General features: G+C 61.4%; 11 protein-coding genes. 9 read left to right on the forward strand and 2 right to left on the reverse strand.

The window, feature by feature from the left end:
• Positions 1-59: 59 nt before the first annotated feature.
• Positions 60-1,928, reverse strand: coding sequence for a phosphoethanolamine transferase (locus tag GTP55_RS14185; RefSeq protein WP_161045573.1), 1,869 nt, complete (start codon positions 1,926-1,928; stop codon positions 60-62).
• 295 nt (positions 1,929-2,223) lie between these two features.
• On the opposite strand from GTP55_RS14185, the gene rpsL reads away from it, so the two are divergent.
• The 6 genes from rpsL (at position 2,224) to GTP55_RS14215 (ending at position 8,064) form a co-directional block, all read left to right on the forward strand.
• Positions 2,224-2,607 (forward strand): 30S ribosomal protein S12, encoded by a 384-nt coding sequence (gene rpsL / locus GTP55_RS14190; protein WP_092281397.1) that lies wholly within the window; start codon positions 2,224-2,226, stop codon positions 2,605-2,607.
• Between the two features lie 106 nt (positions 2,608-2,713).
• Positions 2,714-3,184 (forward strand): 30S ribosomal protein S7, encoded by a 471-nt coding sequence (gene rpsG, locus GTP55_RS14195; RefSeq protein WP_110846374.1) that lies wholly within the window; start codon positions 2,714-2,716, stop codon positions 3,182-3,184.
• A gap of 114 nt (positions 3,185-3,298) precedes the next feature.
• Positions 3,299-5,404, forward strand: coding sequence for an elongation factor G (gene fusA / locus GTP55_RS14200; protein ID WP_161045574.1), 2,106 nt, complete (start codon positions 3,299-3,301; stop codon positions 5,402-5,404).
• 71 nt (positions 5,405-5,475) lie between these two features.
• Positions 5,476-6,666 carry an elongation factor Tu gene (gene tuf / locus GTP55_RS14205; protein WP_154370132.1) on the forward strand — a complete coding sequence of 397 codons (1,191 nt, stop codon included), beginning with the start codon at positions 5,476-5,478 and terminating at the stop codon, positions 6,664-6,666.
• A 125-nt stretch (positions 6,667-6,791) separates the two neighbouring features.
• Entirely contained in the window at positions 6,792-7,109 is a 318-nt protein-coding gene (gene rpsJ, locus GTP55_RS14210) for a 30S ribosomal protein S10 (protein ID WP_005663509.1), read from the forward strand.
• A gap of 112 nt (positions 7,110-7,221) precedes the next feature.
• Positions 7,222-8,064 carry a DUF817 domain-containing protein gene (locus GTP55_RS14215; RefSeq protein ID WP_161045575.1) on the forward strand — a complete coding sequence of 281 codons (843 nt, stop codon included), beginning with the start codon at positions 7,222-7,224 and terminating at the stop codon, positions 8,062-8,064.
• Positions 8,065-8,135: 71 nt separating this feature from the next.
• On the opposite strand, the gene GTP55_RS14220 is transcribed toward GTP55_RS14215, so the two are convergent.
• A complete protein-coding gene (locus GTP55_RS14220) occupies positions 8,136-9,347 on the reverse strand; it encodes an ROK family transcriptional regulator (RefSeq protein WP_161045576.1) in 1,212 nt (403 codons plus the stop codon).
• A 236-nt stretch (positions 9,348-9,583) separates the two neighbouring features.
• Here GTP55_RS14220 and GTP55_RS14225 point away from each other — a divergent pair, with 236 nt between their 5' ends.
• The 3 genes from GTP55_RS14225 (at position 9,584) to GTP55_RS14235 (ending at position 16,668) form a co-directional block, all read left to right on the forward strand.
• Positions 9,584-12,574: a TonB-dependent receptor gene (locus GTP55_RS14225; RefSeq protein WP_161045577.1), complete on the forward strand. Its 2,991-nt coding sequence runs from the start codon at positions 9,584-9,586 to the stop codon at positions 12,572-12,574.
• Positions 12,575-12,627: 53 nt separating this feature from the next.
• On the forward strand, positions 12,628-13,638 hold the full coding sequence (locus GTP55_RS14230) for a cupin-like domain-containing protein (RefSeq protein ID WP_229257932.1): 1,011 nt from the start codon (positions 12,628-12,630) through the stop codon (positions 13,636-13,638).
• 252 nt (positions 13,639-13,890) lie between these two features.
• A complete protein-coding gene (locus tag GTP55_RS14235) occupies positions 13,891-16,668 on the forward strand; it encodes a TonB-dependent receptor plug domain-containing protein (protein WP_161045578.1) in 2,778 nt (925 codons plus the stop codon).
• Positions 16,669-16,789 lie beyond the last annotated feature (121 nt).

A 16,789-nucleotide genomic window follows, 5' to 3' on the forward strand; every position in this document is an offset into this window, starting at 1 on the left:
CAGGTCGCCGTCTTCACTGGCACGGCGCGGCCGTGCCAGCCGTTCAGCGGCGATGCGCATTATTTGTCTTGTTTGATGGGCTTGCTTTTGTCGATTACTTCGCGGCAGTCGCCCTTGAAGTCGGCATTGTCGTAGTTGGTCCAGCCGTAGCTGTCCACGTAGCGCTTGTGCTGCTTGAATTGCTGGTTGAGGAAGCTCCACTCCAGTTTTTCATCGCCGTATTCGATGTCGCCCAGGTCCAGCAGTGTGTGGAACATGTTCTCGGTGGCCAGCCGCGCCTTGCGGTGCTTCAGCAACTGGCTGACCTTGTCCGGATAGCGTTCCTTGTATTGGTCCGAATACCAGACCATGGCCGGCACGTGGAATTCATATTGGGTGTTGTGGCCGTGGAAGGCCAGCTTGCACGTGCCGTCATACAGTGTCTGGCCGTGGTCGGCCACGTAGACCATCGAGGTCAGTTGCTGCGTGTCCTTCAATTGATGGATCACCTGTGACAGGAACCAGTCGGTATAGAGGATGGAGTTGTCGTAGCTGTTGTTGAGCTGTGGCTTGATCTTGAGGTCGGTGTACACCGGCTTGTCGACGCCGAACAGCGACGGCTGCCACTTGTCGAAGTCCTTCGGATAGCGCTGGCTGTAGTTCCAGTGGTTGCCCAGCGTGTGCAGCACGATCAGCTTTTTCGGCGCCGCGTCGGCGATGGCGTGTTGCAGCGGTTCCAGCAAAATCTGGTCGAAGTTGGAGTTGTTGGTAAAGCCGCCCAGGTTCATGAACTGGATCACGTCGGCCTCCTTGGCGAACACCGACACCGGCGTGTCGAACTGGCCGAACGAGATCTGGTTCGACAGCCAGAAGGTCTTGAAGCCGGCCTCCTTATAGGCGGTGAGGAAGGATTTTTCCGAGAAACCGTCCTTCAGGCTTTGCGTGGCCGGCTTGCGCGAGATGATCACCGGCACCGACAGCCGCGTCGCCGAGACGGCGGTGATGACGTCCGGCAGCGTAACCAGGTTGGCTTCCTTGCCCAGCAGCGGGGTGGTGTCGCGCGCGTAGCCGTTGATGCCCCAGCGGTCGTAGCGCGACGATTCGCCGATCACCATGATGACGATTTCCGGCGTGTCGTTTTTGGCCGGCTGGTGCGCGTGGAAGCTGAAGTTGCGGCTGCGCTGGCCGAGGTCGGCCAGGTATGCACGCTCTTTCCAGAAATCGATGCCGCGCGCGGTCAGGCCGAACGGCCACGACGAAGCGAAGTCGCTGAATCTCAGCGGCGAGCGCAGCCGCCATGGCAGCGGGCCGAATTTCCAGTCCAGCCGGTGCTCGCCGGCGATGGCGGCGCGTTCCGGATCGCTGGCTTCTTCCGCTGCGTCTTCCTCGCTGGCGGCGGATTCGGAGGCTGACGCCGACGCGCTGGCGCTGCTGTGCACCAACGGCGCGGCGTGCACGCCGAATTCGCGGCCATACAGGCCCAGCGCGGCCAGCGCGATTAATATAGCCAGCACCGTCTTGCGGCTGGCGCCGCGCCAGTTCAGCGCCGGACTGCGGCGGGCCGCCATTTGCACCGCGATCCACCAGCCGATCACGCCGACCAGCACGGCCGCCATCAGCCACACCTTACGGCCGAGGAATTCCATCGCCTCCTTGGGGCTGGTCTCGGCGATGATGCCCAGGTGATGGGTGGAGATGCCCTGGCCGTAATAAATGAACAAGTAAATCTCGGTCGGCAGCGCCAGGAAGGCCGGGATCAGCAGCCAGTGGAACCACGCCGGGCGGCCCACCACGCCCCACACCACCAGCCAGGCCAGCAGTTCCACCAGCAGCACATGGCCCAGTTCCGGCACTGGCCGGCCCAATAGCAGGGGCACGCAGGGCACCAGCGTCAGCAACAGGTAACTGGTCAGCACGAACAGCGGGGCGGGGCGCAACGGGAATCGCATTGAGGGCTAGCAGGATGGGAATTATTTGCTATTATCAAGCGTTTTCAGACCTTTCTGCTAGTGGCGGCTTTCCCGCTGCAAGCCGCCATCCGCCGCGAAATTGATTGACTGAGCTACCGTTCACGTCTATACTCGCGAGTTCTCAATTTATTCTGCACATCGTATACGTTGAATCCGGCTGCTCCATGAGAGTGGCTGTTTGCGCCTCCTTTGGCCCAATAGATCGAGAGAAGGTTTTTTGTCCCCGGCATTTTGACCGGGTTGTTAATGTTGTTATTTAGTTGGGTTTAGAACGATGCCAACCATCAATCAACTGATTCGCCAACCACGCACCAAACTGGTCGTGAAGAGCAAATCGCCGGCGCTGGAAAACAGCCCGCAAAAACGTGGCGTGTGCACCCGTGTGTATACCACCACTCCTAAGAAGCCTAACTCGGCACTGCGTAAAGTTGCCAAAGTGCGTCTGACCAACGGTTTCGAAGTGATTTCGTACATCGGCGGTGAAGGCCACAATCTGCAAGAGCACAGCGTTGTTCTGCTGCGCGGCGGTCGTGTCAAAGACTTGCCAGGTGTGCGTTACCACATGGTTCGCGGTGCACTGGATACCCAGGGCGTTAAAGACCGTAAACAAGCTCGCTCGAAATACGGTGCCAAGCGCGCCAAGCAAGCTAAGAAGTAATCATTATTAATTGAGTTGAGCCGGTCGCGAGACCGAGTAAGTGGCTGGCTATGATGGCCGCCGCGAGTGACCGCAAGGCACTCAACTGAAGAGAAAAGGAAATGACATGCCACGTCGTCGTGAAGTACCCAAGCGCGAGATCCTGCCGGATCCAAAATTCGGCAACACCGATGTCGCCAAATTCGTGAACGTTCTGATGCTGTCCGGTAAAAAATCGGTCGCAGAAAACATCATTTACGGTGCTTTCGAGCACATCTCGGAGAAATCCGGTAAAGACCCGCTGGAAGTGTTCGCTACCGCGATCAACAACGCCAAGCCGCTGGTTGAAGTGAAATCCCGTCGCGTTGGTGGTGCCAACTACCAGGTGCCGGTTGAAGTCCGCCCAGTGCGTCGTATGGCGCTGTCGATGCGTTGGCTGCGTGAAGCTGCCAACAAGCGCAGCGAAAAATCGATGCCACAGCGTCTGGCGGGCGAGCTGATGGAAGCCGCTGAAGGCCGTGGCGGTGCGATGAAGAAGCGTGACGAAGTTCACCGCATGGCTGAAGCGAACAAGGCGTTCTCGCACTTCCGCTTCTAATAAAATCGGCCAGATCCTGCGTGATCTGGCTGTCATCTGTTGTTCGAGGCCGGGCTCATTTTTTCTCCAAAAAATGGCGCTCGGTTTTGTCCATTCAAAGATTTAGGATTAATTATGGCCCGCAAGACCCCCATCGAGCGCTACCGCAACATCGGTATCTCCGCTCACATCGATGCAGGTAAGACCACCACCACCGAACGCGTTCTGTTCTACACGGGCGTGAACCACAAGATCGGTGAAGTTCACGATGGCGCCGCCACCATGGACTGGATGGAGCAGGAGCAGGAACGCGGTATTACCATTACCTCGGCTGCGACCACGTGCTTCTGGAAAGGCATGGCGAACAACTTCCCAGAACACCACATCAACATCATCGACACCCCAGGCCACGTTGACTTCACCATTGAAGTGGAACGTTCGATGCGCGTGCTGGATGGCGCTTGCATGGTTTACTGCGCAGTGGGCGGTGTTCAGCCACAGTCGGAAACCGTCTGGCGTCAGGCCAACAAGTACAAAGTGCCACGTCTGGCCTTCGTCAACAAGATGGACCGCACCGGCGCGAACTTCTTCAAAGTGTACGAGCAGATGCGCGCACGCCTGAAGGCCAACCCAGTCCTGATCCAGATCCCGATCGGCGCCGAAGACAACTTCAAAGGCGTGATCGATCTGGTCAAGATGAAAGCGATCCTGTGGGACGACGCTTCGCAAGGCATGAAATTCGACTACGTCGATATCCCTGCCGAGCTGGCTGATTCGGCTGCCGAGTGGCGCGAGAAGATGGTTGAAGCCGCTGCTGAAGCGAACGAAGACCTGATGAACAAGTACCTGGAAGAAGGCGACCTGACCGAAGCCGAGATCAAGAAAGCGCTGCGCGATCGCACCATCGCTTCCGAAATCGTTCCTATGCTGTGCGGCACCGCGTTCAAAAACAAGGGCGTACAAGCCATGTTGGACGCCGTGATCGAGTACCTGCCATCGCCAATCGACATCGCTGACGTTAAAGGCACCGACGAAGACGAAGCGCCGACCACCCGCAAGGCGTCGGACGACGAGAAATTCTCGGCACTGGCCTTCAAGATCATGACCGACCCGTTCGTCGGCCAGCTGGCCTTCTTCCGCGTGTACTCGGGCGCCATCAATTCGGGCGACACCGTGTACAACTCGGTCAAAGGCCGTAAAGAGCGTCTGGGTCGTATTCTGCAGATGCACGCCAACCAGCGCGAAGAGATCAAAGAAGTGCGCGCCGGCGACATCGCTGCGGCAGTGGGTCTGAAAGACGTGACCACCGGTGAAACCCTGTGCGATCCATCGTCGATCATCATCCTGGAACGCATGGTGTTCCCAGAGCCAGTGATTCAACAGGCGGTGGAACCAAAAACCAAGGCCGACCAGGAAAAAATGGGCCTGGCGCTGAACCGCCTGGCACAGGAAGATCCGTCGTTCCGCGTGAAAACCGACGAAGAGTCGGGCCAGACCATCATCGGTGGTATGGGCGAGCTGCACCTGGAAATTATCGTTGACCGCATGAAGCGCGAATTCGGCGTGGAAGCGACCGTGGGCAAACCACAGGTTGCATACCGCGAAACCGTCCGCAAATCGGTAAGCGATGTGGAAGGCAAGTTCGTCAAGCAGTCGGGTGGTCGTGGTCAATACGGTCACGCCGTGCTGACCCTGGAACCACAGGAACAAGGCAAAGGCTTCGAGTTCATCGACGCAATTAAAGGCGGTGTGATTCCACGCGAATTCATCCCTGCGGTTGAAAAAGGTGTGCGCGAAACCCTGAACACCGGTGTTCTGGCGGGCTACCCAGTGGTCGACGTCAAAGTCACCCTGACCTTCGGTTCGTACCACGATGTTGACTCGAACGAAAATGCATTCCGCATGGCCGGTTCGATGGCATTCAAAGAAGCTTGCCGTCGCGCCAGCCCAGTCATCCTGGAACCAATGATGGCTGTGGAAGTTGAAACGCCGGAAGACTACGCCGGTACCGTGATGGGCGATCTGTCGTCCCGCCGCGGTATGGTGCAGGGCATGGACGAAATCCCAGGCGGCGGCGGCAAGATCATCAAAGCCGAAGTACCGCTGTCGGAAATGTTCGGTTACTCGACCACCCTGCGTTCCGCAACGCAAGGTCGTGCGACCTACACCATGGAGTTCAAGCACTACTCCGAGGCGCCTAAGCACGTTATCGACGCGATCGTTACCGCGAAAGCTAAGTAATTCTGTAATTTTTGCGGCCGGGTAGATCACCTGGCCGCACATTTAAAACTTTGTTCTGAGGAAGAATCAAAATGGCAAAAGAAAAGTTCGAGCGGACTAAACCGCACGTCAACGTAGGCACCATCGGTCACGTCGACCACGGCAAAACCACCCTGACCGCTGCGATCGCGACCGTTCTGTCGAAAAAATTCGGCGGCGAAGCTAAAGCTTACGACCAGATCGATGCAGCACCAGAAGAAAAAGCCCGCGGCATTACCATCAACACCGCGCACGTCGAGTACGAAACCGCCGGCCGTCACTACGCTCACGTTGACTGCCCAGGCCACGCCGACTACATCAAGAACATGATTACCGGTGCAGCGCAGATGGACGGCGCGATCCTGGTTTGCTCCGCAGCGGACGGCCCAATGCCACAGACCCGCGAGCACATCCTGCTGGCCCGTCAGGTTGGCGTGCCATACATCGTCGTGTTCCTGAACAAATGCGATCTGGTGGATGACGAAGAGCTGCTGGAACTGGTTGAAATGGAAGTGCGTGAGTTGCTTTCGAAATACGAGTTCCCAGGCGACGACCTGCCAATCATCAAAGGTTCGGCACGTAAAGCACTGGACGGCGACACCGGTCCGCTGGGCGAGCAAGCCATCATGGCCCTGGCCGACGCACTGGACAGCTACATCCCTACGCCAGAGCGCGCAGTGGACGGCGCCTTCCTGATGCCAGTGGAAGACGTGTTCTCGATCTCGGGTCGCGGCACCGTGGTGACCGGTCGTGTTGAGCGCGGCATCATCAAAGTCGGCGAAGAGATCGAAATCGTTGGTATCACCGACACCGTGAAAACCACCTGCACCGGCGTGGAAATGTTCCGCAAGCTGCTGGACCAGGGTCAGGCCGGCGACAACGTTGGTCTGCTGCTGCGCGGCACCAAGCGTGAAGACGTGCAACGTGGTCAAGTGCTGGCAAAACCAGGCTCGATCAAGCCGCACAACCACTTCACCGGCGAGATCTACGTGCTGTCGAAAGACGAAGGCGGTCGTCACACCCCGTTCTTCAACAACTATCGTCCACAGTTCTACTTCCGTACGACTGACGTCACCGGTTCGATCGAACTGCCGCACGACAAAGAAATGGTTATGCCAGGCGATAACGTGTCGATCACCGTCAAGCTGATCAACCCGATCGCGATGGAAGAAGGTCTGCGCTTCGCAATCCGCGAAGGCGGCCGTACCGTCGGCGCCGGCGTTGTAGCAAAAATCCTGGCCTAATTTTTAGCCTGGATTGAAACAGGGGCGGGATGGTGTGATACCATCTCGCCCTTGCGTATCAAACTCGTTCTTTTAAACATTGCTGGCGCTACAAAGTTGCCAGTTCGCTCTTTTGAGGAATTATCATGTCCGCACCAAACCAAAAAATCCGTATCCGTCTGAAAGCTTTCGACTACAAGCTGATCGACCAGTCCGCACTGGAAATCGTTGACACCGCTAAGCGCACCGGCGCCGTTGTCAAGGGCCCAGTCCCACTGCCAACCCGCATTCAACGTTTCGACGTTCTGCGTTCGCCACACGTCAACAAGACCTCGCGCGACCAGTTCGAGATCCGTACCCACCAGCGCCTGATGGACATCGTCGACCCAACCGACAAGACCGTTGACGCACTGATGAAGCTGGACCTGCCAGCTGGCGTTGATGTCGAAATCAAACTGCAATAATCGTATTGAAGCCGGTGGCGCTGCCTAGCGCTTGCCAGCTGATGATGGGGCCGGACGTGCAAACGTCCGGCCCCATTGTTTTTTATGGCTGAAACCGCTAGAGTCTGACGCCATGCTGGCCATCCTCGACACCCATCTGCTCGCCGCCACCACCCGCCACGGTCTGCGCGGCTGGCAGCGTTTTCTGCTGGAATTCCTCTACTTCGGCATCAAGAACGCCCGCGCCTGTCTGTTCGTGGCGCTGTTCTTCGCCAGTGTGCTGCTGGCGCCGCGCGCCGGGCTGTTCGGCCTGCCGCGCTACGACGTGCTGCTGCTGGCCGCCATCGCCATCCAGGTCTGGATGTTGTGGGCCGGGCTGGAAACCTGGGATGAGCTGAAGGCGGTGTGCCTGTTCCACCTGGTCGGCTTTGCGCTGGAAGCGTTCAAGGTTTCGGGCAGCATCCAGTCGTGGAGCTATCCGGACTTTGCCTACACCAAGCTGTTCGGCGTGCCGCTGTTTTCCGGCTTTATGTACGCGGCGGTGGGCAGCTATGTGATCCAGGCCTGGCGCCTGTTCGACCTGCGCATCCGCCACCACCCGCCGTACTGGATGGCGGTGACGATCGCGCTGCTGATCTATGCCAATTTCTTCACCCATCACTACATCGGCGATTTCCGCTGGTATCTGGCGGCCTGCGCGCTGGGTTTGTACGCCCGCACCACGGTGGTGTTCCGGCCGCTCGACCGCGACCGGCAGATGCCGCTGCTGCTGTCCTTCGTGCTGATCGGCTTTTTCATCTGGTTGGCGGAAAACATCAGCACGTTCTGGGGCGTGTGGCGCTATCCCAACCAGCTGGGCGCGTGGTCGGCGGTGCACGTCAGCAAATGGAGTTCGTGGTCGCTGCTGGTGGTGATGACCTTTACCATCGTCGCCCACCTCAAGCACATCAAGGCCCGCATCCACGTGCCGGACTAAAATCTCCGCGCGCTTGTCCCAGCTGCACAGCACGGCGTATGGGGCCACCGGCAAGAGCGGAATGGACTAACTCAGGCGGTGCCCAGGCCGTGCTCGGCGAACGGACGCATCAGGTAGTGGCGCGCCATGGCGGCGCCGCCGATGGCGATGGTGTTGGCGCCGAACTGCGGCGTGCGGATCACCGGCGCCGTCAGCGAGGTGGCGCTGGCGTAGTCGTGCAGCACCTGCCGCGCCGGCGTGACCAGGTGGTCGCCCAGCCGCAGCGCGGCGCCGCCCAGCACGATGCACATCGGATCGAACGCCACCCACAGATTGTTCAGCAGCACGCCCAGATGGCGGCCGGAGGCTTGCACCGCCTGCAGCGCCGGGCCGTCGCCGGCGTCGGCGGCGGTGACGAGTTGTTGCAGCTGCTCCGGCGTCGACGGCGCCTGTTTGCCGTACACGGTGTCCAGCATGGCTTGCAGACCGATCAGCGCATCGGCACAGCCGCGCCGGCCGCAGGAGCAGGGCGGTCCGCCCTGTTGCAGGATAGTGTGGCCGACCTCGCCCGCGAAGCCATACAGCCCGGTCAGCAGGCGGCCGTTGACGATGATGCCGGCGCCCACGCCGTAACCAATACTGACATAAATCAGCGGGTCGGCGCCGTGCTGGCCGGAGAATTCCACCTCGGCCAGCGCCGCCACGTTCGCTTCGTTCTGGGCGAACAGCGGCAGCGCCGCCAGCGCCGAACCGGCCAGCCCATCGCGCAGCAGGCCGGTCACGTCGATGTTGCGCCAGCCGAGGTGGGGCGCGATGTGCAGCAGGCCGGTGGCCTCGTCCACCGCGCCGGGCAGGCCGACGCCGGCCCCCAGCATGGTGCGGCCCGCCAGTTCGGCGCTGGCGCTCAGCTGGATCAGCGCCTGCGCGGTCTGGGCGATGCAGGCGGCGGCGTCTTGCGCATCGGCATACGCCAGTTCGCGCTCGGCCAGCACCTCGCCCAGCAGGTTGGTGGCGACGATGCGCAGCGCGTCAATGCCGAGGTCGGCGCCCAGCAGGGCCAGCCGTCCGCCGTCCAGGTGCAGCGGGGTGGCGCGCCGTCCCAGCGCGCCGGTGGTGCGCAAGGCGCTTTCGGTCAGCCAGCCTTCGTCCATCAGTTCCCGCACCAGCAGGCTGACAGTGGATTTGGTCAGGCCCACGGTTTCCGACAGCCCGGCGCGCGACATGCCGGGCTCGCTGCACAGCTGGCGCACCAGGGCCATGCGATTGATTTGTTTCAGTAATTGCTGGTCACCGGCGACGATCATGGGTCCTGTTCCAAGGGGATGTCGAGCGATGATACACCGTGCATGCCGTTAGCACATTATTACAACATTACGCCGTTACGTAACGGGGAAAAACACCCGGGATGAAGCGCATCAATTGACGGATGGAAGCGTTTCTCCTATCCTTAAGTTGCCGAATTTGTCACATCAATGAACTAATTCAGGTGCGTGCCGGTCGATGTTGCGCCCCCGGCATAAATCATAAATAAGGAGACAAAATGCAACGTACTTTGAAAACGATTTCAAGGGTGCCGGCCCGCCGCCGCCTGATCGCCATGGCCGTCGCCGGCGCCTGCGCCACCTTGTCGGTCGCCCAGGCGCAGGACGCCGCCAACCCCACCGACAGCACCACCAGCGCGCCGACGGTGGTGGTGACCGGCATCCGCGCCAGCATGCAATCGACGCTGAACATGAAGCGCAATTCCGACGGCATCGTCGACGGCATCGTCGCCGATGACATCGGCAAATTCCCCGACACCAACCTGGCCGAGTCGCTGCAGCGCATTTCCGGCGTGTCGATCGACCGCAGCAACGGCGAAGGGCAGAAGGTCACCGTGCGCGGCCTCGGTCCGGACTTCAACCTGGTGCTGCTGAACGGCCGCCAGATGCCGACCACCGACCTGAGCGATTTGTCGGGCCGCTCGTTCGACTTCTCCAACCTGGCGTCGGAAGCGATCTCGCAGCTGCAGGTCTACAAGACCGGCCGCGCCGACAGCCCCACCGGCGGCATCGGCGCCACCATCAATGTGATGACCGCGCGCCCGCTGGACAATCCGGGCATGCGCGCCAGCATCGGCGCCAAGGCGGTCAAGGACAGCTCCAACGACCACCTGCCGGGCATGCTGAAGGGCGACAGCGTCACCCCGGAAGTCTCGGGCATCTACAGCAACACCAGCGCCGACGGCCGCTTCGGCGTGGCGGTCAGCGCCAGCTACCAGAAGCGCGATTCCGGCTTCAACCGCGCCGGCCTGGCCAACGGCTACCAGGGGCCGTATCTGGGCTCGGCCACCACCGACGGCGTGACGCTGCCGCAGCCCGGCCAGCCGGGTTCGCAGAACATCACCAACCGTCCCGGCCCGACCGATCTGTACTCGATCCCGCAGAACTTCGGCTACAGCGTCAACGCCATCCAGCGGCAGCGCACCAACGGCCAGCTGGTGCTGCAATTCCGCCCGGTCAAGGAACTCACCACCACGCTCGACCTGACCTACTCGGAACAGAAGATCCAGACCAAGCGTAACGAACTGAGCGTGTGGTTCGGCCAGACGCCGACCTCGACCAGCAGCTGGCCGGGCGGCCATGTGCAAGCGCCGCTGACCTACGAGGAAACCTACAAGACGCCGCAGGACATCTCGGTGGTGGGCGGCGACTACGCCACCAAGACCAAGAACCAGTCGATCGGCTTTAACACCGTGTGGAAAGCCACGCCGACCCTGCGCGTCGAGTTCGATGCCCACCATTCCACCGCCGAGTCCGGCGCCGACAGCCCGTTCGGCAGCGAGAACAACCTGTCCAACGCCAGCTTTAGCCGCGGCAACACCAAGATCGACTTCACCCACGAACTGCCAGTGCTGAGCATGCCGGCGGCCGACCTGGTGAACCAGCCGATCCAGGCCGCCGGGTCGTGGTTCCACAACAGCTGGGAGAAAGCCACTATCAACCAGGCCCAGGCCAAGGGCAACCTGAAGCTGCTGGAGGCGTCCGAGCTCAATTTCGGCGTCGGCTATACCGACGCCAGCAACCGCTCGACCTATTCCAACGTGCAGAACAACACCTGGGGCGGCGCCACCAAGGCCTCGGACTACCCGGGCAGCATCTTCCAGGCCAATCCGCTGGGCTCGTATTTCCAGCAGCTGGGCGGGCATGACGCGCCACAGCTGTTCGGCACGCTGTACACCTTCGACTTTGCCACGCTGCGCGCGCTGACCGCCAAGGCCACCGGCAACGCCGCCGGCTACCTGCCGAATTTCGCCAGCGCCGACACCGACCGCGAGCTGAAGGAAAAAACCAGTTCCGGCTACCTGTCGTTCGGCACCGACTGGGACACTGCGATCCCGTTCCACTCGGCGCTCGGGGTGCGCGTCGAACGCACCAAGGTGACTTCGCGCGCCCAGATCCTGCCGGGCACCGGCATTTCGTGGGAATCGCAGAACGAGTTGCCGCTCAAGTTCGCCGGCGCCGCCTACAGCAACCAGGACGCGTCGTACACCAATGTGCTGCCGAGTCTGAACCTGGACTTCGACCTGCGGCCCGACATGAAGCTGCGCGCCAGCGCCGGCAGCACCATCGGCCGGCCGCGTTACGACCAGATGCAGGGCGGCCTGACGCTGGGCACCATCGCCAACGTCTTCACCGGCGGCACCGCCTCGGTCGGCAATCCGGCCCTGAAGCCGGTCAAGTCGAAGAACCTGGACTTGTCGTGGGAGTGGTACTATGACCAGCAGAGCGTGCTGTCGCTGGCGCTGTTCCACAAGAAGATGGACAACTACGCCGGCCAGACCGTCACCTCGCAGTCGCTGTACAACCTGCACACGCCGATCGGCGGCGCCTACTACAACGCCGCCATCGCCTCGGGCTGTACGGCGGCCGACACCAACTGCCTGCGCAACTACATCCTCAGCACCTTCGACGGCCAGCCGGGCGTGACCAAGACCGGCGTCAAGTCGGACGGCAACCTGAACGGCACCATCGTCGGCCAGCCGACCGATCCGCTGGCCAACTTCCTGGTGACCAGCTACGCCAACCAGAAGTCGGCCACCGTCAAGGGCGCCGAGCTCAACGTGCAGCACATGTTCGGCCGCAGCGGTTTCGGCGTCCAGGCCAACTACACCTACGTCAGCTCGCCGACCAAGTACGACAACGCCAACACCAACGACCAGTTCGCGATTCTCGGCCTCAGCAACTCGGCCAACTTGGTCGGCATCTACGAAGACCAGAAATGGTCGGTGCGGATCGCCTACAACTGGCGCGACAAGTTCCTGGCGGCGACGGTCGATGGCAACGGCCGCGCAGCGCCGGTGTACACTGACACCTACGGCCAGACCGACGTCAGCGTGGGCTACAACTTCAACGACCGGCTGAGCTTCCAGGCCGAGGTGATCAACCTGACCAACGCCACCCAGCGCCAGTTCGGCCGCACCGAAGCGGCGACCCTGAACGTGACGCAAGCCGGACCGCGTTACATGCTGGGCGCGCGCTACAAGTTCTGATCGGCAGCGTCTGACCGTGCCGCAGGCCGCCGTTGTCCAGGCGGCCTTTTTTCATGAGAGTCAACCCGTCCAGCATGCAACCGATTGCCGAAATAGATTGCCAGCGCAGCCGCCAGCTGCGCGCCGACCCCAGCCAGCCGCTGCCGGACCAGATCCTGCAGTCGCCAGTGCCGCTGGTGCTGCGCGGCCTGGTGGCCGACTGGCCACTGGTGCAGGCCGCGCGCCGTTCGCCGCAGGCGGCCGACGCCTACCTGCGCCGCTTCTACCGCGACGCCACCGTGCTGGCCAGCCACGCGCCGCCGGAAACGGGCGGGCGGATCTTCTATAACGACGACCTCAGCGGCTTCAATTTCCAGTCGCAGATGGTGCGCTTCGACCAGGTGCTGGACGCCTTGCGCGCCCACCTCGACCATCCGGCGCCGCCGACCCTGTACGTCGGCTCGACCAGCATCGACACCTGCCTGCCGGGCCTGCGCGCTGAAAACGATGTCAACTTCGGCGCGCGCGATCCGCTGGCCAGCATCTGGATCGGCAACCGCACCCGCATTCCGGCCCACTACGACGTGCCCGACAACCTGGCCTGCGTGGCGGCCGGGCGGCGCCGCTTCACGCTGTTCCCGCCGGAGCAGCTGGCCAACCTGTATGTCGGCCCGCTGGACTTCACGCCGGCCGGCCAGTCGGTCAGCCTGGTCGATCTGCACCAGCCCGACCTGGCGCGCCACCCGCGCTTTGCCGAGGCGCTGGCGCACGCCCAGTCGGCCGAGCTGGACGCGGGCGACGCCCTGTTCCTTCCGAGCATGTGGTGGCACCACGTCGAAGGGCTGACGCCGTTCAACATCTTGCTCAATTACTGGTGGCGGCAGTCGCCGGACTGGATGGATACGCCGTTCAACACCTTGCTGCTGGGATTGATGACGGTGCGCGACCTGCCGCCGGCCCAGCGCGCCGCCTGGCGCCAGCACTTCGATCACCACGTGTTCGATCGCGCCGACGGCGCCGCGCCGCTCGGCGCCGATGGCGCCCGCGCGCTGCGCGCGCAGTTACTGCGGCGGTTGCGGGGCTAAGCCCGCATTTAATTTGGGACTATTGCTTTAGGGATACAGTATATCCGGCTCTGAGTGATACCAGAAAACAACAAAAACCAGCCAATTCATTAACAATTGCACCACTATTGCGCATTTTTGCTTTGTGACACCGGCAATATTGTGCGAAATTGTTACCCACAACGTGAAGGTGACATCTGTCATAGAACAGCTGCGCCAAGAAGCGAATTAAAAGTATTTTCATCACTTCAGGGAGTAGTCTTGAAACACACCATGAAAAAAAGCGCCATTGCGATGGCGTTGGGCGTAGCATTTTCGCAATATTCGGTCGCACAGGAAGCGCCAGCCGCTGACGACACCAAACTGCAGCGCGTCACCATCACCGGTTCCAGCATCAAGCGCACCGAAGCCGAAGCCGCCGGCTCGGTGCAGGTCCTGACCCGCGAAGACATCGCGCGCACCGGCCAGACCACCGCCCTGGGCATTCTGAATTCGTCGTCCGCCGTCAGCACCGACATCAGCTCGGCATCGAGCAGCTCGGGCAGCTTCGCCACCGGTTCGTCCGGCGTGGGCCTGCGCGGCCTGGGCAAAGTGGCAACCCTGATCCTGGTCAACGGCCAGCGCATCGCCGAATACGGCCTGGCCGACGGCGCCCAGCAAAACTTCACCAACCTGGACGCAATTCCAGCCGGCGCCATCGACCACATCGAGATCCTGAAAGACGGCGCATCGGCCATCTACGGTTCCGACGCCATCGCTGGCGTGATCAACATCATCCTGCTGAAGGATTTCGAAGGCGCGAAACTGACCGCCAACTACAAAGAATCGGAAAAATTCAAGGACCAGCGTAACCGCAGCATTGCCGGCATCATCGGCTGGGGCGACATCGACACCAACGGTTTCAATACCTACCTGACCTATGAAGGCTACAAGAGCGACGGCTACAGCACCGGCGACCTGCAGAGCAACTACCCGGACTGGCACCGCCTGACCCCGGGCCGCTCGACCTGGGATGCGCCAAGCGTTTACTCGCCAACCGGTAATCTGTTCCTGAATACCAATAACTACGTGGCGGCACCGGGTTGCCCGGCGGATGCGATCGATCCGAAAGACAAGCTGTGCAAATATAACGTCCTGCCAGGCACCGGCCTGACCACCAACGCCAAGCGTTACGCACTGGCCAGCAACACCCACTTCCGCATTGGCAAATCGATCGACGCCAACCTGGAAATCACCAACGCTGCCGCCAGCAACGATTACATCGTCGCGCCGTTCGCCGTGCAGCCGACCACCTCGCCGAACACCTGGTATAACGCCATCGGCGGCAAGATCGTGGGCCCGTACTACTATCCGAAACTGCCGGTCGGCCACCCGAACAATCCGTACACCGTACCGGTTGAATTCCGCGCCCGCTTTGCCGATACCGGCAACGGCTTCAACTTCAACCGCACCGAATCGGAACAGTCGCGCGTCATGCTGAGCCTGAACGGCGACGTCGCCGGCTGGGACTGGAAATCGGCGGTTGGCTACATGAACTCGGAAGCGACCAAGGCCACCCGCGCCGCCAGCGCCACCGGTTACACCAACGCCATCGTCAACGGCACCTACAAGTTCGGCGGCCAGAACAGCTACACGCTGCTGGACTCGATGTTCCCGGTCCGTACCACCATCGGCAAATCGCGTACCTCGTTCGCCAACGGCACCGTGTCGGGCGAAGTGATGCAACTGCCGGCCGGTCCGCTGAACATGGCGTTCGGCGCCGACATCCGTCGCGAACACTATGAAATGGCCAGCTCGGACAACGTGCTGCGCGGTGACCTGATCGGTATCGCCGGTCTGCAAGTCAACGACAACATGGACCACTACGCACTGTTCACCGAAGCCACCATTCCGGTGATCAAGCGGGTGGAACTGAGCGCGGCCGTGCGTGCCGACAAGTCGACCAACAGCGACGTGCACTACTCGCCGAAACTGGGCCTGCGCATCAACGCCACCGACAGCCTGCTGCTGCGGGCGACCGTCTCGGGCGGCTTCCGCGCACCCAACATCGTAGAGACCGGTAACGGCCTGGGCCGTAGCTCGTTCCAGAACAACACCAGCGATCCACGTCGTTGCTCGACCGCCAGCGCGCTGAACAAGCTGGTCCAGAATGCACCGGGCGTCACTGCGGCCGACAAGGCCCAGGGCAACACCCTGCAAGATGCCGACTGCAAGGCGGGTGTCCCGACCTTCGTGTCCGCCAACAAGGACCTGAAGCCGGAAACCTCGCGTTCGATCACCGCCGGTGCGGTGTGGGAACCGATCAAGAACTGGAACCTGGCGCTGGATTACTTCCACATCGAGCGCAAGGATGAAATCGGCACCCGCTCGACGTCGGATATCCTGCGCGGCGAAGCCGGCCTGCCAGCTGGCCAGCTGATCCGTGTCGACAACACCGCATCGGACAACCTGTTCTACGCGCTGGTCAACAAATACGCACCAGGCAACACGTTGAACTTCGGCGGCGTGGGCGCCATCGGCCTGCTGTACAACCCATACGTCAACAGTGGCAAGACCCGTGCTTCGGGCTTCGACTTCGACGCCTCGGGCCGCTTCAACACCGCGCTGGGCCAGGTACGCCTGAAACTGGAAGGTACCTACCTGTGGAAGTACCAGGAATTCAGCGTGACGGACAATGCCTATGACACCAACATGGCCGGTACTTACGACCTGGGTGGCCGCCTGAACACCAAGCTGCGCGCCAGCCTGAAGAACGGTGCTTTCGACCACGGCATGACGATCAACTACAACAGTGGTTACAGCAACAACAGCCTGTCGTCGCCGACCTACTGCGCCACCAACAACGTTGCAGCGGCGTATGCCGACACCTGCGGCCACGTTGGCAGCAACACCACAGTCGACTACAACCTGGCCTACACCGGCGTGAAGAACACCACGCTGGCCCTGTACATCGACAACCTGCTGTCGAAGGATGCACCGGTCCAGTGGCGTGATGGCTACCAGCCACAGTTCCGCCGCATCGGCCTGACCGCCAGCTACAAGTTCTTCTAATGTAGCGATGCTCGCCCGGCGCTGCCGGGGGATGCCTTCGAATGCCGCGCAGTGCAAACTGCGCGGCATTTTTTTTGAGCGTAAAAGAAACCATGTAGCCGCTTCCACCCGGTGAGAGCTG

Origin of the sequence: Duganella margarita (assembly GCF_009857535.1) — a bacterium.
GTDB classification, from domain to species: Bacteria; Pseudomonadota; Gammaproteobacteria; order Burkholderiales; family Burkholderiaceae_D; genus Rugamonas; species Rugamonas margarita.